This is a genomic window from Clostridium septicum (assembly GCF_003606265.1).
Taxonomy (GTDB): Bacteria; Bacillota; Clostridia; order Clostridiales; family Clostridiaceae; genus Clostridium; species Clostridium septicum.
Genome location: NZ_CP023671.1, coordinates 1,837,863 through 1,858,884, shown reverse-complemented (window position 1 = coordinate 1,858,884; position 21,022 = coordinate 1,837,863). Strand labels below are relative to the sequence as shown.

Here is a 21,022-nt window from a genome sequence, read left to right as displayed (position 1 = left end):
AGGTATAAAATCTTTGATTTTATACCTGTTTTTGTATATTATACTTTAATTTTGAACTTCTTTTAATTTTCTTACTGAATTATAAAATAATATTCCAGTTATTATTGCTGATAATAGATCGGATGCAGCTCCAGCTATCCATATCCCATTTAAAGATGGTGTAATAAATTTAGGTAATATTATCATAAATGGTATTAAAAGAATAACTTGTCTTAGCAAACTCAAAAACATTGATATTTTAGCTTTTCCAACTGCTTGGAAATAGCTTGAACTTACAATTTGGAATCCTATAAAAGGAATCATACAAAGGAATATTCTTAATCCATTTGTAGCTATATCAACTAGATTAGGATCCTTATTAAACATCCTTATCAAAATATGTGGAAATAATTGCACTAATATAAATCCTATTATCATAATAATTGTTGCTATTATAGTTCCATAAGTAACTGTTTCCTTAACTCTATGGTATTTTTTAGCACCATAATTATATCCTATTATAGGCTGAGCACCTTGATTTAATCCTATTATTGGCATAGAAAATATCATTGTTATACTTGCTATTATAGCCATGGCCCCTATAGCTAAATCTCCACCATACATTTTTAATGAATTATTTGCAATTACCTGAACTAAACTTTGTGCTATTTGCATTGCAAATGGAGACATACCTATCGTAACTATTGCCATTACTATTCTTTTTTCTAACTTTAAATTTTCTTTTCTTAACTTTATATAACTCTTTCCTTTTGTAAAATAACTTATAACCCATATACAACTTACTAATTGAGATATTACTGTTGCTATAGCTGCACCTTTTACTCCAAGATTTAATACAAAAATAAATATTGGATCCAATACTATATTAGTTATAGCACCAATTAACATAGAAAACATTGCTATTCTAGGATTTCCATCACTTCTTATAGAATGATTTAAACTAAATGCCATCAAATTAAATATTGTTCCAAAATAAATTATATTTATATAATCTTTTGCATAAATTATTGTACTATCACTTGCAGCAAAACTCCTTAAAAGTTTAGTTGAAAATGTTAATCCTATAAATGTGATAAGCACACTTAGTATTATTGATAATGTTAGCGAGTTCCCTATTAACTTTTCCGCATCTTCTTTATTGCCTAAACCTAAATTTAAGGAAACTCTTGCAGAAGTTCCAACTCCAAGTAATAAACCAAAGCCTAATATAATGCTGACTATAGGCATTGTTACACCAACACCTGTAAGTGCTAATTGACCAATATCAGGAATATGACCAATAAACATTCTATCAACTATATTATAAAAAGTATTTACTAACATTCCTATTATAGCTGGAACTGAAAATGAAATTAAAAGTTTTGGTATGCTCTCTTCTCCCAACCTCTTTTGTTTATTCATATTTGCCCTCCTTATTTTTAATTTACTGTTATTTTCTTTAATATTTTTTTGACTATAATAATCTCTTCCTCCGTTAATGGTTGTGTTATATTATTTTCCCATGATTGTAGTATTCCAAAAAATTCTTCTTTTATATCTAATGCTTTATCAGTAAGAAATACATTATATGCTCTCTTATCTTCTTTGCACCTTATTCTTATAACATAACCCTCTTCTTCAAGTCTTTTTATAGCTCTTGCAGTATTTGCTTTATCTATTTTTAATAACTCTGATAGCTCTTCCTGATTTATCCCATCCCTTTTATAAAGTTGTATTAAGAAAATATATTGTCCCACACCTAAATTAAGTTTTAAAAACTCCTTAGAAAAAAATCTACAACTATTCCTATATATCTCCGAAATATACTTTCCTATAGCTTCATTTTTACATTCCATATAAATCCTCCCAAATTAGTTGCTATCACAACTATTTTCGAATTAAAATTCTACCACAATTTAGTTGCGATAGCAACTAAATTTTATAATAAAAAAACAATCTTAATTAAAAGATTGTTTCAGACTGCTGACAAAGTGTCAGCAGTCTTTAATTTTATACAAATATGTAATATAATTTAAAATATATTAATTTATTACATAGAGGTTTTGGTGATGATAAACGAAAGAAGACAAGCGCAAAATGAAATGGAAGTGGTTATGCTAGAACAATTAGTTCCGAAAGACCATTTATTAAGAAAAATTGATAAATACATAGATTTTTCATTTATTAGAGAGTTAACTAATGATTTGTATTGCCATACAAATGGTCGACCAGCTGTTGATCCAGTAGTACTATTTAAAATGTTATTTATAGGATATCTTTATGGCATCCGCTCCGAAAGGCAACTAGTTAAAGACATAGAAGTAAACTTAGCATATAGATGGTTTTTAGGTTATTCAATTACTGAAAAAATTCCAGATTCATCTACAATAAGTCAAAATAGAATTAGAAGATTTAAAGGTACTGATATTCCACAAAAAATATTTGATAATATAGTTCTTCAAGCTATGGAAAAAGGATTAGTTGGTGGTAAGATTCTTTACTCTGATTCAACACATATAAAAGCTAATGCTAATAAGCGTAAGTTTGAAAAAATTGAAGTACAAGTAACACCTAAAGAGTATATAGAACAACTAGATATTGATGTGAATTTAGATAGAGAAAATCATAATAAAAAACCTTTAAAACCAAGAAAAGAAAAAGAAGAAACAAAGCAAATTAAGAAAAGTACTACAGATCCTGATAGTGGATATATGATGAGAGATAATAAACCAGAAGGATTCTTTTATTTAGATCATAGAACTGTAGATAGTAAAAATAATATTATTATGGATGTACATGTTACCCCTGGTAATGTCAGCGATAGCGAGCCAATACTAAATAGAATAGATAGAATTAAAGAAGTATTTAGTATAAAGCCAAAATATCTTGGTTTAGATGCAGGATATTCAAGTAATCCTATTTTCAAGGGGATTGTAGATAGAGATATAACACCAGTAGTTGCATATAGACGTTCTCCTCATAAAAAAGGAATGTATACTAAGAATAAATATATTTATGACTATGATAAAGATATCTATATTTGCCCCAATAATGTTGCGTTAATATATAAAACTACGACTCGAGAAGGCTATAGAGAATATAGATGTTTTGAAGAAATTTGTATGTATTGCCCTCATAAAGATAAGTGTCTTGGATAAAAAGCTAAATATAAAACAATTAGACGACATGTTTGGGAAAATCATAAAGATGATAATAAGAACTTTCTTAAAACTGAAAAAGGAAAGGGAATTTACAATAGAAGAAAAGAAACAGTTGAGCGAAGCTTCGCAGATTCAAAAAATTTGCATGGGCTTCGCTATGCTCGCTTCCGCGGACGCGAAAAAGTATCCGAGCAATGCCTACTAACTGCAGCAGTGCAGAATATGAAAAAGATAGCAACAAGACTATCTTTGCTACTTTTAGATTTTATTCGTATTATTTTGGATGATATTTTAAATATAAGTTTTATTCATAATTAATAATAGAAAAACCCTCTGTTTTTTAACAGAGGTTTTTCAACAAACTGAAACAATCTTAATTAAAAGATTGTTTTTTCCCCATTTTATTTCTCTTTTTATTAAAATATCTACACATTAAATATTTCAATATTCCCCTTAAAATTATATACCTAGCCGAATTTTGAAAACGTTTTATTTTACCCATCTTAATTTTACTATAATTTTATTATAATTACAATATATATCCAAAATAAAAAAGCAGAACCTTTAAGTTCCGCTTTTACTATTTACAGCTTTCTCTCTCAACTAAATTATAATCTAGAACATATTGAGCTTCTTCAACTTCTTTTTTAGCTAACAACTTTATAAGCATTCTCATAGCTACTGATCCCATATCATAGCTAGGTTGATTTATAGTCGTTATCTTTGGATAAAATACTGAAGCAACTGCATTGTCGTTAAATCCTATAACACTAACATCTTCTGGGACTTTTTTTCCATGATCTCTTAATCCATTAATAACTCCCATAGCAATTTCATCTGATGCACATACTACAGCGTCATACTCCTTATTTAAGGATTCAAAGGATTCTATAGCATCATATCCAGTTGTAACTTTAAGAGTTTCTGTAAATACTAATTCTTCATCAATCTTAAGACCTTTATCATTAAGAGCATTTTCATACCCTATGTATCTATCTCCCCATGCATTCATAGAATCTTTTCTAGCGCCTACAAAAGCAATATTCTTAAGACCTTTATTAAATAAATAATTAGTAGATTCATAAGTAGCCTTTATATTATCTATGGTTACACTTGGTAAAGTTCCATCTTTATCTTTAGTCTCAACTAATACTGTCTTTAAATCTAATTCATTTATTATATCAAGTATTTCGTCATGTAATGATGAACTCATATAGATAACACCATCTACCATTTTTTCTTTAAGTACTCTTAAATACTCTTTTTCTTTTTCTGAGTCAAAATCTGAGTTACATAATATTACATTATAATCATAAATATTTGCAACATCTTCTGCTCCTCTAACTATCTCTGGATAAAACCCACTTGAGATATCAGGAACCAATATTCCTATTGTCTTTGTTCTCTGAGTTTTTAAACTTCTCGCTACAATATTAGGTCTATATCCTAATTTTTTTATAGCATCCAATACCTTTTTCTTTGTGTCTTCATTTACAACATCGATATCGTTTAATACTCTAGAGACAGTAGCAATTGAAACACCCGCTTCTCTTGCAACATCTTTAATAGAAGTAGCCATTAAAACATCACTCCATTTTTAATAGTATTAATTCATCTTATCTATCCTAAATATATATTATACCTTTATTTACTAAAAAATACAAGGCATCATATCTGCTTTTTCTACATTTTATCCTATTTTAGTAAATTATATACCTATATAATTTACTAAAGTTAAAGAGACTAGTATTTTTTTGTAAAAATATCTAGCCTCTTTGAATAACTAATTAAATATATTATTATAATAAACAGTAAGTTTAATAATTATTTTATAACTTCAACTGTCATATTTAACTTTTCACCATTTATTATTGTTTCAATATAGTCATATTCTCCATTACAAATAATCTCTTGAGTTAAAGTTTCTCTTTTAATATTTTCAGAATATTTTTTAATAACATCTATTAACATATCATTTCCTGAAACATAAAGATTTATTTTATCTGCAACTTCAAATCCTTTTTCTTTTCTCATATTTTGGATTTTTGAAATTATTTCTCTTAAATGACCTAACTCTTTTAATTCTGGTGTTATAGTTGTATCAAGAACCACTCCAATTGATCCTTCTCCTGCAAAAGCATATCCTTCTAAACCTTGCATTGTAACTAAAACGCTTTGTTTATCTAAAACTATTTCTGTTCCATCAACATTTATTGTTTCAGTTCCTCCATTTTGAAGTTTTTGAGCTAATTCCATTTGATTTCTTGCAGCAATTTCTTTTCTTATTCCTGGTATTAACTTACCATAAGCTCTTCCCAATACAGGTAAATTAGGCTTAATTTCAAAATTAACATATTGTGATAAATCTGCTCCAAATAAAGCTTCTTTTATGTTAAGCTCCTCAGTTATTATATGTGAATAATACTCTGGAAGTAAATCTGTTGATAATAATATCTTTGAAAGTGGCTGTCTATTTTTTATATTAGCACCATTTCTAGCACTTCTTCCTAATTTAACTATTGTATAAGCTAAATCCATTTCTTCTTCTAACTTCTTATCTATAGCTTTTTCGTTAACCATTGGCCATGTACATAAATGAACACTCTCTTCAGCCTTTGGATCTAAATTAACTACTAAATTTTGATATATTTCTTCAGTTATAAATGGTACAAATGGAGCTGCAACTTTAGCTAAAGTAGTTAATACTCTATATAGAGTTACATAAGCGCCTATCTTATCGTCTGTTAACTCTTCTGCCCAGTATCTAGCTCTGTTTCTTCTTACATACCAGTTTGATAACTCATCTGTAAAATCTTCTAACGCAAGAGCTGCTTGAGTTATTTGATATGAATTTAAGTTTGAGTCAACATCTTTAATTAATGTATTTAGTTTTGACATTATCCATTTATCCATTACATTTTCTGATTCAAAGTCTGAATATTGTAATGGGTTAAATTTGTCTAAATCAGCATATAAAACATAGAATGAATAAACATTCCATAATGTACTTAAGAATTTTCTTTGAGCTTCTGCAACATCATCTATAGAGAATCTAGTAGGAAGCCATGGTGCACTTGCAGTATAGAAATGCCATCTTGTAGCATCAGCTCCTTGTGCATCTAATACCTCAAATGGATCTACTACATTTCCTTTTGATTTTGACATTTTTAAGCCCTTCTTATCAAGAACGTGACCTAATACTATACAATTTTCAAATGGATTTCTATCAAATATAGCTGTTGAAATAGCTAATAATGTATAGAACCATCCTCTAGTTTGATCTACTGCTTCTGATATAAATTGAGCTGGGAAGTTCTTATCAAATAACTCTTTATTTTCAAATGGATAATGTAATTGAGCAAATGGCATTGATCCTGAATCAAACCAACAGTCTATAACTTCTGCTGTTCTAGTCATTTCCTTTCCACATTTTTCACATTTTAAATGAACATTATCTATATAAGGTTTGTGTAGCTCTATATCATCTGGAACATTGATTCCCTTAGTCTTTAATTCTTCAATGCTTCCTATACATTCTCTATGACCACATTCACATTCCCATATTGGAAGTGGTGTACCCCAATATCTATCTCTTGATATACCCCAGTCAATAACATTTTCTAGGAAGTTACCAAATCTACCTGTTCTTATATTATCTGGATACCAATTAATCTTGTTGTTGTTTTCTAGTAACTTATCCCTTAAGGTAGTCATTGCAACAAACCAGCTTTCTTTAGGGTAATAAAGAAGTGGTGTATTACATCTCCAACAGTGTGGATATGAATGTGTATGCTTTTCTGATTTAAATAGCTTGTTTTGTTCTTTTAAGTAGTTAACAATGCTTTCATCACACTTTTTAACGAACTTACCTGCCCAAGGAGTAACTTCTTCTGTAAAATTACCAGCTAAATCAACTAGGTTAATAAATGCTAAACCATTTTTCTTAGCTACTAAATTATCGTCTTCACCATATGCAGGGGCTATATGAACTATACCTGTACCATCTGATAAAGTTACGAAATCTCCGTGAATTACAACAAATGCCTTTCCCTCTGGAGTATGGAATGGAAGTAGTTGTTCATATTCAGTTCCTAAAAGTTCTTCTCCCTTAAACTCTCTAATCACTTCATAATCTTCACCTAATACCTTTGGTGCTAACTCTTTTGCTAAAACATATATTTCATCTTCTACTTTAGCTTCTATATAATCATACTTTTTATTTATACATAATGCTACATTTGAAGGTAATGTCCAAGGAGTTGTTGTCCAAGCAAGTATATACTTATTTTCTTCTCCCTTAACTTTAAATTTAGCAATAGCAGTTAAATCCTTAACATCTTTATATCCTTGTGAAACTTCGTGTGAAGAAAGACCTGTTCCACATCTAGGGCAATATGGCATAGTCTTATGACCTTTGTATAAAAGATCTTTATCCCACATTTGTTTTAATGCCCACCATACTGATTCTATGTATGGATTATGATATGTTACATATGGATCATCCATATCTACCCAATATCCTATTTGTTCAGTCATTTTTTCCCACATATTTACATAGGTGAATACACTTTCTTTACATTCTTTAACGAACTTTTCTACTCCATATTCTTCAATTTGTGGTTTACCTGAAATTCCAAGTTTCTTTTCTATTTCAAGTTCTACAGGAAGTCCGTGTGTATCCCAACCTGCTTTTCTTATAACTTTATATCCCTTCATAACTTTATATCTTGGGATTATATCCTTCATAACTCTTGTTAAGATATGACCTACGTGTGGTCTCCCATTAGCTGTTGGAGGTCCATCATAGAAAGTAAAATATTCACCATCTTGATTCATATCAAAATTCTTCTTTATTACGTTGTTCTCTTTCCAAAGTTCTGCAACATTTTTTTCCATGCCTACAAAACCTTTTGGCAATTCAACCTTTTTGTACATATACAATTCTCCCTTCTTATTGTAGTTAATAATTAATTATGAATAATAAATAAACTTATAAAACTCCAAGGGGATCTTTACAGAAATACTTAAGTGTATTCCTTAATTATTCACAATTCAATATTAATTATTCAATTTGTTATAAAAAAAACTTCGTCCTAATAGGACGAAGTTGAATTCGCTATACCACCTAAGGTTTACAAGCTCTTATATAAATAAGAACCTTTATTTCAAGTACTAACATACTTTATCCTTTAACGCAGGCTAACGGAATAAGCTTAATCAGAATAAACTTTTCAGCTTTCGACTCCTAGGTGATTTTCCTTAAGTTTTTCTATGACTTCACACCAACCAGTCACTCTCTTAAAGAATAAAAATAAGTACTTTTCCTAATCATAGTCTTTTATTATATTATATTATATTATAATGTTATATTTATTTTACTACAAACAATTATAATATAAAAGATAATATTATTGAATAAATAAAAAAATTTGTGTAAATATATATAATGAAAACATAATTTATTAGACAAATTTAACTAATAGATAATTTTTATTAAATAGTATTGACTTTCATTTTTCTCAACTATATAATACAAGTATAGAAAATAAACGTCAATTTATTTTTTTATCCCCTTTATTTTCCGTAGTTCTTTTCTAAGATTACATACTTCTTAGATATTACTCTTTCAATGCTTACTGTTTAATTCAGTAACTTTGTAGTTTATTAGGAGGAATACTTAATGGAAAATAAATTAAACGAACAAGTCCTTGATAAGATTACAAAAGTTTGTACTTGCAAGGCAATACCAAGATCCAAAATAAAAGATGCAATCAATGCCGGTGCACACACTGTAGAAGAAGTCTCTAAGGCAACTGGAGCTTGTACTGGTGGATGCAGAGGCTACAGATGTACCCCTACAATCGAAAAATTGATTAAGACGCATCTAGAAAACCACTAATACAATTCCCCCAAATTGTATTGGTTATACAGGAAAATTATATCTCCCCAAAAACCACCTGACATGGAAACAGGTGGTTTTTATTTTTTAAAATATTTTTATTGGCATTCCATACCCTATATATTGATTTTTAATTATAGCCTCTATAAATATAGGATCACTAAGTATAACATCTGACCTTTCTATTACTTCATAAGCTACTCCATAATATATAAGAACTCCTATAACCAGCTTTTTTGCAAGAATATCGTTTAATCCAATAATACCTATCCCCGTTCCAACGATAGAATAAATTAATAACCTTTCCTTAGTTGCATACTTTCTAAAATAACGCTTTATCCTCTTTGGAGTTGGCACTGTTATAGCTTTAAATATCAATTTACTATCCCCTAATAAATTATTTATTACTATAAAATATATTTCATTTCTACTACTACTAGAATTAACTTTAAGTTATTTGTTAGGTTTGAATAACTAAATAAAATTATAATAAAAAGTAAATAATTAATAATAATCAAAGTTTTAATATCTTTTTTATTTCTTGTGTTATAATCTTATAAGAATTATTTTGGAAGGAGAAATCAAGTATATGGCATGTAAATTCTACCTACATAAAGGTAAAAATAAAAGAGCAGAACAAGGTCGTCCATGGATATACATAGATGAAATAAATGAATATGATGGTGATTATGAAAACGGAGATATAGTTGAGGTTTATAATCATAAAAATTATTTTATAGGTAAAGGGTACATTAATGATAGAAGTAAGATTACCATAAGAATAATGACTAGAGATATAAATGAAGAAATCGACGAAACTTTTTTTATAAAAAGATTCGCTATGGCCTGGGATTATAGAAAAACTGTAATTGATACTTCTTCTTGTCGATTTATATTTGGAGAAGCTGATTTTTTACCTGGTCTTACTGTTGATAAATTTGAAGATTATTACGTAATTCAAATATCAACTTTAGGAATGGATAAATACAGAGATCTAATAGTAAAAATCTTAGTAGAGCAATACGGTGCTAAAGGTGTTTATGAAAGAAGTGACATAAAGACTAGAGAAATAGAAGGTTTAGAACAAACTAAAGGATTCTTAACAGAATCATTTGATACAAATATTCAAATAGTTGAAAATGGAGTTAAATACATAGTTGATTTAGAAAATGGTCAAAAAACTGGATTCTTTTTAGACCAAAAGGAAAATAGGGAAGCAATACATAAAATTTGTAAAGGTAAAGATGTATTAGACTGTTTTACACACACAGGCTCTTTTGCCCTTAATGCTGCTATTGCAGGTGCAAATTCAGTACTAGGAATTGATGTTTCACAACATGCAGTTGACTGTGCAACAAGAAATGCACAACTTAATGGTCTTCAAGATATTGCAAAATTTGAATGTCATAACGCATTTGATATTCTTGGTGATTGGTCTAGAGATGGAAAACAATTTGATGTAGTGATATTAGACCCTCCCGCTTTTACAAAATCAAGAAATACTATTAAAGCCGCAATAAGAGGCTATAAGGAAATTAATCTTAGAGGATTAAGAATGGTTAAGTCAGGAGGCTATTTTGCTACATGCTCTTGCTCTCATTACATGAGTGAAGAACAGCTTAAGAAAACTGTACTTGAAGCAGCACATGATGCTAGAAAAACTTTAAGACAAATTGAATGTAGAACTCAATCATCAGATCATCCTATCTTATGGAATTCTGACGAATCCTATTATTTAAAATTCTTTATATTCCAAGTAATCTAATCTCAATACAAAAAAACAGAGTCAATTAAGAGACTCTGTTTTTATTTGCCAAAATAAATCGTTTATTTTCTATCTATAAAATTCTTGAGTTGCATAATATTTATTTCCTATCTTATATACACCAACACCTATGCTAGTAAAATTACTAGATAAAATATTTGCTCTATGTCCTGGAGAGTTCATCCAGTTTGTCATAAATTGATTAGCTAAATTGCTATTTCCTGACACTCCACCAATATATGCTATATTTTCTCCCCATGCATTATAAGATACTCCATCAGCTTTCATCTGAGCAGTTATTAATTGACCTTCTGGATTTGTATGATCAAAGTATCTTCTAACTCCCATATCTTTAGACTTCACTCTTGCATAGTGTTCCATTGTGCTATTATAACTTAATGGTTGTAATCCCGCTGCCTGTCTTTGTTGATTTACTTGTTGAAAAATTAATTGCTCTATTTCTGATATGTAACTATCATCTTGATTTGCACTAGGTGTTTCTTTTTTAGCTTCCTGGGATTCAGGTTGTTGTTCTGTATTAGAGCTTTCATTTACACCTGTCTCCTTACTAGGGTTAGCTACAGAACCATTAGACTCATTTGTTGTATTTGAGTTTTGTTTTGCCTCCTCAGTTTGCTTTTCATTACTTTGAGCTATTTCAACTTTTTCAGTTTTGGCATTACTATCATTATTAACTTGTCCAACTTTTTTGTTCTCCTCAACTTTATGAGATTCTTCTGGAGATTTTACCTCCACAGCTTGCGGCTCTTTTTCCTTATTTGTTATCTTAGATGTCCCATATGCAGTTCCTAAACATAATGCTGGAACCATTCCTAACGAGATTAGTAATTTTATAATTTTATAATGTATCATTATCTCTACCTCCTCAGATTTATTTTGGTCATCTGCTCACCAATAGGTTAACATGAACCTTACCCTCAAAAAATATGGGTTAAATGTTAATTGGTGAATTTTTTTCTGGTAATTGAATATTTATCCAATAGGCTTTAATTATTTTTTCTATAACATTTTACTTTTATGGTTGCTTCTTAGCTCTTCCCCCTACTACCTTTAGCTAATGTTAATATTATTAATTTTCTTTAAACTATTTTCTAGTCTAATGTTACTTTTATGGAATATATTTCTTGAAATAATTTTTTATTAAAATACAAAAAAGATGGATAATTATTATATATCCATCTCTTTTTGTGAAATAAATTTTATATTTTAAGGATTTTAATTTGTTTATAATTTACCATGAATGTGTGGAGCACTCATTGATAAACATTTAAAGTAATGTACTTATTTTCAACTCTTTAATTGATATTGATTATCAACCTCTGATATTATAATACATTCTTTTACCATATTTGTCAATACAATTTATAAAAATAATTGAAATTTATTATCAATAATTAACTTAATAAATAAACTTTTTACTATTCTCTAAAACTATCTAATAGCTCAGCTGCAAAATCATAGTTTAATTATTTATATAATTTTCTAAAGAGTAAAAAAGCAGTTGTTAGGGATACAACTGCTTTTTAGTCAAACATATTATATTGAGAATTTAAAAAAATTTGTTTGTATATCATTTACTAGAGAAAGTGTGGATCTTCCTTCTAGTATACTGTTAACTACATATTGTTTACTATTATCATAATCATTAAATATTTTCTTTGCTTTATAGCAATCATTATATACTTTCCAATATCCACACATTAAACATTTCTTATCAGTACAATCCATAAAATCTATAACATCTTCTATTGGAATTCCTAAAAATAGTCCTATTTCGTGTGGACAATGATATCTATCATATCTTACTTTTAAAGTTTCTAACCATTGTTCTAATTCTTTACTTTCGTCATAACCTAATCTTTTTAGAAAGTCTATATTGTTATCCTGTAATAAATAATTTTTCAATGTTTCCTTTTTATATATAAGAACTACAATATAATTTTCTTGATCTCTTAATGATATATAGTTAAGCCCCAATTTTTCTATAAACTCTTTTCCATATAAGTTCCATTGTGAGTATAACTCTCTATAATCACTTTTAAAGTTGATTGTAGATGATGGTTTAAACCCAGCAATTACTGGGGCTAAACTATATAATAAATAAAGTTCCATGTATTCTTTATTAGGCATAGAATTTAATACATTATAAAATTGCTTTTGTTTTTCCTCCATCATATATACTCTCCTTATACTTTAGATTTAATAAAATTTCAAATATTCATTATCATTATTTTTTCATATTTTTGATATTTTTATTCCAAATTCTACGCATTTTTCTGCATCATCATCTGCTGGAAAATTATTCACTATAAGACTCTCTTCAATAACTTGAGCTCCATACTCTGCCATTCTCTCTTCCCAGTCTCTCATCCATTTTCCGTCACCCCATCCGTAAGATCCAAATAAAGCAACTTTTTTACCACTAATCTCTTGACTTATTGATTCTATAAATGGCTCCATTTCATATTCCTCTAAAACTTCATCTCCCATAGCTGAACAACCTAGAATTATTAATTCTTCATCTTTAATTGTATTTAATGTTGCATCTTCTACTTTTATTAATTCAGCAACCTTATCTCCTTTTTCTATTCCTTTAGCTATTAAATTAGCCATTTCTTCAGTATTACCTGTTCCACTCCAATAAATAATTTTCATTTCTCCACCCTCTCTAATTGATATTGATTATCATTAACAATAATATATACCTATTTCTTCTTATTGTCAATACTTTCTAAGATTTTTTTAAATAAAAAAGGCCACTAAATTAATAGTGACCTATAATTTCCAAATTAAATAACTATACATTTTTTATCTTTATCGTATTTAGGTACTACCTCTATAATATCTTTTTTACAGCAATACCCTAAATCATTTTGTAAGTTTAGATTTTTTAAAATATTATAATGTCTAGCATCTTTGATATAACTAATAATATTAGGATTTGATTTATATGTTATCATAGCAGTTCTAGCTATATCAGTTAAATCTTGCTCTTTCTCTTCACTTAAAATATTTATCATATATCCTGAACAAATAAAATCATCCATAGAAAATTCTCCATTAGTTCCTGCATTAATAAAAACTACATCTTTATTTATTTCTTTAACTTTATTTACTATAGCCTTTGCATTTATCATTGCACCCACTAAAATACTTTCGGCATTTAAACTTAATGCTATAGCTCTAGTTCCATTTGTTGTAGTTATTATAATATTTTTATCTTTAACTTTACTCTCAGTGTACTCTAATGGTGAATTAGTAAAGTCGAAGCCTTCTATTTTAAGAGCTCTTCTCTCACCACCTAACAATACCTCTTCACCTAAACCATTTAACTTTTCTTTCATATCAAAAGCTTCCTCTACAGTTAATAAAGGAATAACTTTTTTAGCTCCATTTGCCAACGCAGTAGTTATTACAGAAGTAGCTCTAAGCATATCAATAACAACAACTGTTTTTCCCTCTAAATAATCTTCGTTAATGTAATCAGCAGAAATTATTACATCTACCTTCATTATAATCCCCCCATTGTAAGTCTATTTATAATTTTTTCCTTGCCATAAATCGTTATCTTCTAAAGCTTTATCTATAGCATTAAGAACTTCCCACTTTTTTAAACTCCACATAGGTCCTATTAATAATTCTCTTGGAGCATCTCCTGTTAATCTATGAACTACCATCTCTTCTGGTATTATAGTAACTGCTTTACATATTGTATCTATGTAGTCTTCCTGTGCCATTAACTTTAATTCACCAGATTTATATTGTTCAACCATTTTAGTTCCTTCCATTAAATGAAGAAGATGAAATTTTATACCCTGTACTCCTGAGTGAGCTACATAATCCACCGTCTTTAACATATCTTCCTTAGATTCTCCAGGAAGTCCAAATATAGTATGAACTACAACTTCTATATTTCTATCCTTTAATTTTTTTAAACTCTCATCAAATATCTTTAAGTCATATCCTCTATTAAAATTTTTTGCTGTATTATCATTTATAGTTTGAAGACCTAATTCTACCCACAAATATGTTTTTTTACTAATTTCCTCTAATAAGTCTGCAATTTCATCATCTATACAATCTGGTCTTGTAGCTATAGATAAAGCTACCACTCCCTTTTGTTTTAATGCTTCTTCATACTTCTTTCTTAATATATCTACTGGAGCATAAGTATTTGTATAAGCTTGAAAATACGCTATGTATTTTCCATCCTTCCACTTTTTCTCCATCATTTCTTTTCTATCTTCAAATTGCTTATTTATTGATAGAGCTCTACTTCCAGCATAGTCACCTGATCCGCTTGCACTACAAAAAGTACATCCACCTCTGCCTACTCTACCATCTCTATTTGGGCAAGTAAAACCACCGTCTAATGAAATTTTATATACTTTTTCTCCAAATTTATTTCTAAGATAATAGTTTAAACTATGATATCTTTTTCCATTCCAAGTTTTCATTTCGTTCTCCTTATTTATATAAATTTAATCCAATAGTTTTTACTGTTTTTCTACAAAAATATAAAGTACAACTTCTCTTAGCTGTACTTTATATTTTACTACAATATTTTAATATGTTAATAACTTTAAAATATTATATTTTTGTTATCTTTAATTTTTCCATGTCAATTTTATATTCTCCTAGAAGACTATCATCTTCATTATTATTAGCTTTATCTACTTTTATAAATACTTTATTTTTATCTAATGCTATAACTTTAATGTTATATTTGGCATTATCAAATATATCATCTAATCCTAAATCTATAGGTGTTCCATCATCAGTTTTATATAATTTTATTCTATTTACTGATGATTCATTAGTAAATTCGATTATTAATTCTTCCTCTTCTTGAGTAAATATAAAATTATTTACACTTATATTTCTTAGAATATCCAAAGGCACTACTTTTTTAGCTATAGGCTTTTCAAGTAATCCCTCTAAGCTTTGTTCTGCTTCAGCATTATTAGATGTACTACTGCCTGATGATCCTACTGTTTGTTTACTATTTTCTATATAAGCTACTGATATAAACACACTATCTTCGCCTAATGTTGAAATAGCAATTTTCTCTCCTTTATAACTTAAGGCTACTATACCAAACGCCTTGTTAGGAGATGGCTCCTTATAAAGCATAATTTTATTTTCTCTTGGATATATATCTTTTGGCATATCAGTTAATTTTACTACTAAGTCACTCTTTCCACCATCTTCTCCTATCATTCTTAAATTATTATTTTTAACGTAAACTTGCCCTTTATTTACAGCTTTTATTTCAGATATTTTATACTCTTTTCCTATTTGATTAACCTTTATTGAAAAGCTATCTAAATCACATTTTGGTTCAGAATCAGAGCTTCTAATTACATTAAATATCCCATAAGCTGAATTACCACTTTCTATAAAATTCTCTTGTGCATATGATATGACTTTAGATGTCCCTGTACTTATATTTTTATTTGCTTCTAGTAAGTCATCTTTGCATAAACTATTTGCGCCTATTAAATCACCTACCACTACAAAATCTAAATATTTCTTTGCTACATTTAAAGCTTCCTTAGAATTAAATATATTAATATCCTTGTTACTTTGATTATTTTTATCTAAACATCCAACAAAAATAGTAGGTATAAGAAATATTATCAATAATTTTGATATGTTACATTTCCTTTTCATCAAAAATCCCCTCCTAATAAAGTTCTAGGCCTTATACATATTAAAAAATAATTCTTACATATAATAATTATTTTTCCTTAGAATTATTCCCTTATGCATATTTAGAGAATAAAAGTATATACCTAGTTATATATTGGTTAATAGAGATAAAATAGGGGGATATAAAATGAGAAAGGAATTAACTAAAATTTTTCAGATTGCAGTTGTATTTATTGGTACAATTGTAGGTGCTGGACTTGCCTCTGGCCAAGAAATAACAGAATTTTTTACATCTTATGGAGTAGCAAGCTTTATAGGGATAATTGTTTGCGGAATTTTTTATATAGCAATGGGTACTATAGTATCTAAAATCAGTATAAAATTTAGGCTTAATTCCTATAGCGATGTTATAAGAGTAATAAGTCCTAATATTTTAGGAAAAGCTACTGGAGTAATTACGACTTTATATTTAATATCTAGTGCATCTATAATATTAGCTGGTAGTGGTGCTTTAATTCATCAATTTTTCGGACTACCTAAAATTATTGGTTCTTTAATTATGATAGTAATAGCTATTTTTTTCTTACTTAGAGATACTGATGGTTTAATTGAAGTAAATTCATTTATAGTCCCAACTTTAATTACTACAATTACACTTATAACAGTCCTATACTTTTTATTCTGTAGAGATATGCTTTCTCTAGACTTCATAGCTCAATTTGAACCTAAAAAAACAGGAATAACAAAATCAACAATTTTATATGCTGGTTACAATGTTCTTTGTTGCCTAGGAGTTTTAGTTCCTATTAGTAATCAAACACGAAAACCTAAAACTATGTTTTATGGTATAGCATTAGGTGCTATAGGACTAGCTTTCCTTAGCTTTGCAATAAATTTACTTTTAATGATAAATCAACCTTATATATTTGAATATGAGATTCCTCTTTTATTTGTTGCTCAAAGATTCGGTAGTATTATTCAAGCTCTACTATTAGTAGTTATCTGGCTTGAAATGTTTTCAACTGAAGTTTCTGATGTCTATTCAATTAGCAAAACATTAGAACAAGTATTTAAATTAAATTTTAAAAAAGGTATTTTTCTAGTTATTGCAATAGCATTACCTATTTCTCAGATAGGATTTTCTAAGTTAATTGGTAAACTTTATCCTTTCTTTGGAATGCTTAGTTTAATATTTATAGTTCAAACTATTTATTTTTATTTTAAACATAAAAAGGAGTTAACTAATTTATAAAAACAATACTTAAAATATTGTAAAATTTAAAAATAAAATGGTTACTTCAATTATTAGGTAACCATTTTACTTTTAATCTAAAATTTATTCTCTATACGTAAATCTCGGAACACTTACATCATAATAATTGTCAAATGATCGTGGTGGTATAAATATATTTTCTTTTGCTGGAATTGATCCTCTTAATTCAGCTATTCTAGTTACTCCAACATATACATCAGATATTTTATACCAAGTAGCATAATCTACAATGCCTGTTTTTGGTAAATTAAACACCCCTTGAAATACATTAACAGCCTCCTGTGTTTTGATTCCATAAACTCCATCTACTGCACTCTTAGGAATAAGTGGATAGTTTTGTGCTATTCTATTTAAATATTCTTGAACAGTCTTAACTTCTTCTCCTGTTGAGCCAATAGTTAAATCATATCCAGGATAAGATTTTGGACTTCCCTTAACTTGTTCAGCTGTTACAAGTTCTATATCATTACCATAAAAATATGTTAATATTTCATATGGTGTTTTTCCCTGATCTCCAAGATATTTACTCCCCCATTGTGTCATCCATTCTGGACATGAAACATTCTTTCCATCACAGTATTGAGTTAATAATGGCTGTTTTCTACCAAATCTTCTAACATACGTTGCAAAAATATCATCAACTACAACACTTATACTTTCAAAAAAATTTCTTCCATAATTAAAAGCATGATCATATGCTGTAGAATTAGTAATATCAAAATTCTTTCCTTTTCCTCTATACCATTCTGTGTAAATTCTATTTAAAGTAAAAGATATAATAGCATAAACATTACTTCTTATTGTATTATCAGACCAAGTAGAATATATTTCACATGATGCTACATTCTTAATATAATCCTTATATAGTACCCTATAGTTTGGTGCAGCATCATTATTTGGGCCCCCTGCATGTACAGTTATGAATTCTGGAACAACAGGTTTCTGCAATACAACCCCACTAGATGGTGGTGGTAATGGTTTATCTACTTCTTCTGGAATCTTTGCTGGAAAATCTCCATTTAATACATTAGGCTGTATATTAATAACATCCGCCCTTAGACTTCTTGTTCCAACTTCTAATAAATTACATGGTTGTAATGCTATTTCTTCAGGAAAAACTTGACACCTATTTATTAAAAGTGGTTGAAATCCTTCTCTTTCAACTCTTATATCATACGTACTATATGGAATTTGTCCAGTTGGCTCTTGAGAATACGCAAAAGGCGGTGCTTCTAACTCAACTACTTCAGTTTCTCCCATAGAATTAGTAGTTAACTCTATTTCATTAGTTTCCATTCCTGTTCCCTCTGATGGAGTTATTATTATTTTTGTATTATCTACAGGTATATAGGTATTACTTTTAAAACATTGTATTTTCAAACGACCTTTTTCAGCCATATATTGCTCCTTTTTTATTATTAATCCTTAAATAATAATATGCTTTATATGTGATAAATGTGATTATTACAAATCAAATGGTTTACTAATAAATAATTTTCCTACATCATATTCATCATAATGATTTCCTCTAGCTTGTAAGTTTGTACTTCTAATAGCCGAGAATATTCCAGGTATATCAAGCATTCCATATCCCCAATTTTCGTTTGGATACTGGTCACCACTTCTTAATTTAGCACCTCTAACAATATATCCCCTAAGCTTATTAGCATACATTCTAGGATCATTTTTATCTACTATACCCCACTGTAGCATAATGACACATGTTCCCGCTAATACTGCTCCTGCTACACTTCCACCTGACATAACTGCTGTTCCACCTCCCGGTTTTGCAACTATAGCATTTTGACCTCCACCTGCAATATCAGGTTTTATTCTTCCATCTCTAGTGAATCCTCTACCAGATTGTGAAATTACACCATTATTATTTTGGTCATAATTTGCTGCTACAATAACCGATTTAGCTGTTGCCGGTATTGCAAGAGTTGTATATTGACTTGGACTTAAAAATTTTGTACCTGGAGCTAAAAGTTTATCCTGTGGTAGCCAGCTCCAGTATCTCCCATCAACTATATAATCTCCTGTCAATATAAACTTCCATAATCCAGGACTTAAATTCCTCGCTCTTATACTTATAACTTCCTCTCCTGTTAGCTCCTCTGGAATAAAATACTCTATATCCATAAATGTTCCTTCATATATAAATTTTCCACTGTATTTTTGATTAAATTTAGCTGGAATTCCCCCCCATCTTTCTCCTGAAGGAGAGATAACATCTAAAGAAACCCTATCTGGTATAGAAAACCAAATTTTGAAATCTATAGTTTTTTGATTTTCTCCTATTCTTAATTCTATAGGAATTGATTGTCCAGTTTTTTCTATTCTTCCTTCAACATGAGTATCTGCATCCCCTTGGTTACCGGTATCTGCTACAACTACAATTCCTAGAGTTTTACTTATCTCATCTATATAAACCTCTAAATTAGAAGTTCCATCATGAGCACCTACAGTTGTGCCTACAGGTATAAATATAACTACTGGTTTACCAACTTCATTAGCTAACCTTTCTAGATATCTTACTGCTGTTAATACAGTACCTGTTCCATACCTTCCTCGCCCCTCTGTTGTAACACCTGAAAATTCTAATTGCGCCTTAGTAGCTTCTTGCATTTTCACTATTGCAATTTGACAATCTGGAGCCATACCTTTTAACTCTTGATTTTTTCCTATGCCTCCTACAATACCTGCCATAGCTGTTCCATGTCCTATTTCATCCTTACTTGGCACTATTGAATATGGGTCTCCTCCACTTTTTTTAACCCTTATGGCTTCATTAATCTCTTTTTCTGTATATTCTGTTCCAAACATAAGACCATAAACTACTTCTTCACTTTCTATGCTCTGATCCCAAATTCTAATTATTTTAGTGGTATCATCTTCTCTAATAAATTCCTCGTTTAAATAATCTATTCCAGTGTCTACTATACCAACTATTACTCCTTTTCCGCTTAATGGTATATACGGATTATTATGATATACTAATGCACCTGCTGCATCTTGTGGGGATATTGCAGTTAATGTGTATATAGCAGGTGCCTCCTCATAAACTCTATTTTTTATATATGAATCTATTAATGCTATTTTCTCTATTGGTGTAAATACAATTCCAAATCCGTTATTGAAATCAATAGCTACTATATCATCTAATTTATTTAGCTGATCAAATGTCTGTGCATTTGAATACTCAACATAAACGCTAACTTTATTTACTATATTTTTAAACTTCTTTTCCTGATCGATAAATTCCACAATAT

At 29.0% G+C, this 21,022-nt stretch carries 16 protein-coding genes, 1 pseudogene and 1 other annotated feature; of the genes and pseudogenes, 4 read left to right on the top strand and 13 right to left on the bottom strand.

Annotated features, from left to right (window positions below; genetic code table 11):
- Nucleotides 1-45: 45 nt before the first annotated feature.
- Together CP523_RS08225 and CP523_RS08220 are read right to left on the bottom strand one after the other, a co-directional pair.
- Nucleotides 46-1,401: an MATE family efflux transporter gene (locus CP523_RS08225; RefSeq protein WP_066674698.1), complete on the bottom strand. Its 1,356-nt coding sequence runs from the start codon at nt 1,399-1,401 to the stop codon at nt 46-48.
- A 17-nt stretch (nt 1,402-1,418) separates the two neighbouring features.
- Nucleotides 1,419-1,835 carry a MarR family winged helix-turn-helix transcriptional regulator gene (locus tag CP523_RS08220; RefSeq protein WP_066674695.1) on the bottom strand — a complete coding sequence of 139 codons (417 nt, stop codon included), beginning with the start codon at nt 1,833-1,835 and terminating at the stop codon, nt 1,419-1,421.
- A 213-nt stretch (nt 1,836-2,048) separates the two neighbouring features.
- Here CP523_RS08220 and CP523_RS08215 point away from each other — a divergent pair.
- Nucleotides 2,049-3,389: pseudogene (locus CP523_RS08215) on the top strand (IS1182 family transposase); the annotation flags it as partial.
- A gap of 331 nt (nt 3,390-3,720) precedes the next feature.
- On the opposite strand, the gene CP523_RS08210 reads toward CP523_RS08215, so the two are convergent.
- The gene (locus CP523_RS08210) at nt 3,721-4,719 is read right to left on the bottom strand and encodes a LacI family DNA-binding transcriptional regulator (RefSeq protein ID WP_066674693.1); all 999 of its coding nucleotides are present in this window, start codon (nt 4,717-4,719) and stop codon (nt 3,721-3,723) included.
- 245 nt (nt 4,720-4,964) lie between these two features.
- A complete protein-coding gene (ileS, locus tag CP523_RS08205; protein WP_066674691.1) occupies nt 4,965-8,075 on the bottom strand; it encodes an isoleucine--tRNA ligase in 3,111 nt (1,036 codons plus the stop codon).
- Between the two features lie 159 nt (nt 8,076-8,234).
- Nucleotides 8,235-8,481, bottom strand: a binding site (T-box leader).
- 339 nt (nt 8,482-8,820) lie between these two features.
- Here ileS and CP523_RS08200 point away from each other — a divergent pair.
- On the top strand, nt 8,821-9,039 hold the full coding sequence (locus tag CP523_RS08200) for a (2Fe-2S)-binding protein (RefSeq protein WP_066674688.1): 219 nt from the start codon (nt 8,821-8,823) through the stop codon (nt 9,037-9,039).
- An 87-nt stretch (nt 9,040-9,126) separates the two neighbouring features.
- On the opposite strand, the gene CP523_RS08195 is transcribed toward CP523_RS08200, so the two are convergent.
- Nucleotides 9,127-9,417, bottom strand: a complete 291-nt coding sequence (locus CP523_RS08195; protein ID WP_083089397.1) for a hypothetical protein — start codon at nt 9,415-9,417, stop codon at nt 9,127-9,129.
- Nucleotides 9,418-9,628: 211 nt separating this feature from the next.
- Here CP523_RS08195 and CP523_RS08190 point away from each other — a divergent pair, with 211 nt between their 5' ends.
- Nucleotides 9,629-10,804 (top strand): class I SAM-dependent rRNA methyltransferase, encoded by a 1,176-nt coding sequence (locus CP523_RS08190; RefSeq protein WP_066674686.1) that lies wholly within the window; start codon nt 9,629-9,631, stop codon nt 10,802-10,804.
- A gap of 69 nt (nt 10,805-10,873) precedes the next feature.
- Here CP523_RS08190 and CP523_RS08185 read toward each other — a convergent pair whose 3' ends face one another.
- The 6 genes from CP523_RS08185 to CP523_RS08160 form a co-directional block, all read right to left on the bottom strand.
- A complete protein-coding gene (locus tag CP523_RS08185) occupies nt 10,874-11,677 on the bottom strand; it encodes a CAP domain-containing protein (RefSeq protein WP_066674682.1) in 804 nt (267 codons plus the stop codon).
- Nucleotides 11,678-12,361: 684 nt separating this feature from the next.
- Nucleotides 12,362-13,000, bottom strand: a complete 639-nt coding sequence (locus tag CP523_RS08180) for a DUF3793 family protein (RefSeq protein ID WP_066674672.1) — start codon at nt 12,998-13,000, stop codon at nt 12,362-12,364.
- Nucleotides 13,001-13,060: 60 nt separating this feature from the next.
- Complete coding sequence (locus CP523_RS08175) at nt 13,061-13,480, bottom strand: flavodoxin (RefSeq protein ID WP_066674660.1); 420 nt, start codon at nt 13,478-13,480, stop codon at nt 13,061-13,063.
- Nucleotides 13,481-13,614: 134 nt separating this feature from the next.
- Complete coding sequence (locus CP523_RS08170) at nt 13,615-14,337, bottom strand: 2-phosphosulfolactate phosphatase family protein (protein ID WP_120140769.1); 723 nt, start codon at nt 14,335-14,337, stop codon at nt 13,615-13,617.
- A gap of 21 nt (nt 14,338-14,358) precedes the next feature.
- Nucleotides 14,359-15,282, bottom strand: a complete 924-nt coding sequence (gene mnmL / locus CP523_RS08165) for a tRNA modification radical SAM protein MnmL/YtqA (protein WP_066675985.1) — start codon at nt 15,280-15,282, stop codon at nt 14,359-14,361.
- Between the two features lie 133 nt (nt 15,283-15,415).
- Nucleotides 15,416-16,498 (bottom strand): hypothetical protein, encoded by a 1,083-nt coding sequence (locus CP523_RS08160; protein WP_066675977.1) that lies wholly within the window; start codon nt 16,496-16,498, stop codon nt 15,416-15,418.
- Between the two features lie 166 nt (nt 16,499-16,664).
- Here CP523_RS08160 and CP523_RS08155 point away from each other — a divergent pair, with 166 nt between their 5' ends.
- Entirely contained in the window at nt 16,665-17,729 is a 1,065-nt protein-coding gene (locus tag CP523_RS08155) for a YkvI family membrane protein (protein ID WP_066675975.1), read from the top strand.
- Nucleotides 17,730-17,813: 84 nt separating this feature from the next.
- Here CP523_RS08155 and CP523_RS08150 read toward each other — a convergent pair whose 3' ends face one another.
- Nucleotides 17,814-19,148 (bottom strand): peptidoglycan-binding domain-containing protein, encoded by a 1,335-nt coding sequence (locus CP523_RS08150; RefSeq protein ID WP_120140768.1) that lies wholly within the window; start codon nt 19,146-19,148, stop codon nt 17,814-17,816.
- Nucleotides 19,149-19,214: 66 nt separating this feature from the next.
- Entirely contained in the window at nt 19,215-21,017 is a 1,803-nt protein-coding gene (locus CP523_RS08145; RefSeq protein ID WP_120140767.1) for a S8 family peptidase, read from the bottom strand.
- Between the last annotated feature and the right edge of the window lie 5 nt (nt 21,018-21,022).

Bases quoted from the DNA above. Each gene is read 5' to 3' on its own strand.
- CP523_RS08220 (WP_066674695.1), bottom strand. From the start codon at position 1,835: ATGGAATGTAAAAATGAAGCTATAGGAAAGTATATTTCGGAGATATAT.
- CP523_RS08180 (WP_066674672.1), bottom strand. From the start codon at position 13,000: ATGATGGAGGAAAAACAAAAGCAATTTTATAATGTATTAAATTCTATG.
- CP523_RS08170 (WP_120140769.1), bottom strand. From the start codon at position 14,337: ATGAAGGTAGATGTAATAATTTCTGCTGATTACATTAACGAAGATTAT.
- CP523_RS08190 (WP_066674686.1), top strand. From the start codon at position 9,629: ATGGCATGTAAATTCTACCTACATAAAGGTAAAAATAAAAGAGCAGAA.
- CP523_RS08150 (WP_120140768.1), bottom strand. From the start codon at position 19,148: ATGGCTGAAAAAGGTCGTTTGAAAATACAATGTTTTAAAAGTAATACC.
- mnmL (WP_066675985.1), bottom strand. From the start codon at position 15,282: ATGAAAACTTGGAATGGAAAAAGATATCATAGTTTAAACTATTATCTT.
- CP523_RS08175 (WP_066674660.1), bottom strand. From the start codon at position 13,480: ATGAAAATTATTTATTGGAGTGGAACAGGTAATACTGAAGAAATGGCT.
- CP523_RS08155 (WP_066675975.1), top strand. From the start codon at position 16,665: ATGAGAAAGGAATTAACTAAAATTTTTCAGATTGCAGTTGTATTTATT.
- CP523_RS08200 (WP_066674688.1), top strand. From the start codon at position 8,821: ATGGAAAATAAATTAAACGAACAAGTCCTTGATAAGATTACAAAAGTT.
- CP523_RS08225 (WP_066674698.1), bottom strand. From the start codon at position 1,401: ATGAATAAACAAAAGAGGTTGGGAGAAGAGAGCATACCAAAACTTTTA.
- CP523_RS08185 (WP_066674682.1), bottom strand. From the start codon at position 11,677: ATGATACATTATAAAATTATAAAATTACTAATCTCGTTAGGAATGGTT.
- CP523_RS08210 (WP_066674693.1), bottom strand. From the start codon at position 4,719: ATGGCTACTTCTATTAAAGATGTTGCAAGAGAAGCGGGTGTTTCAATT.
- ileS (WP_066674691.1), bottom strand. From the start codon at position 8,075: ATGTACAAAAAGGTTGAATTGCCAAAAGGTTTTGTAGGCATGGAAAAA.
- CP523_RS08160 (WP_066675977.1), bottom strand. From the start codon at position 16,498: ATGAAAAGGAAATGTAACATATCAAAATTATTGATAATATTTCTTATA.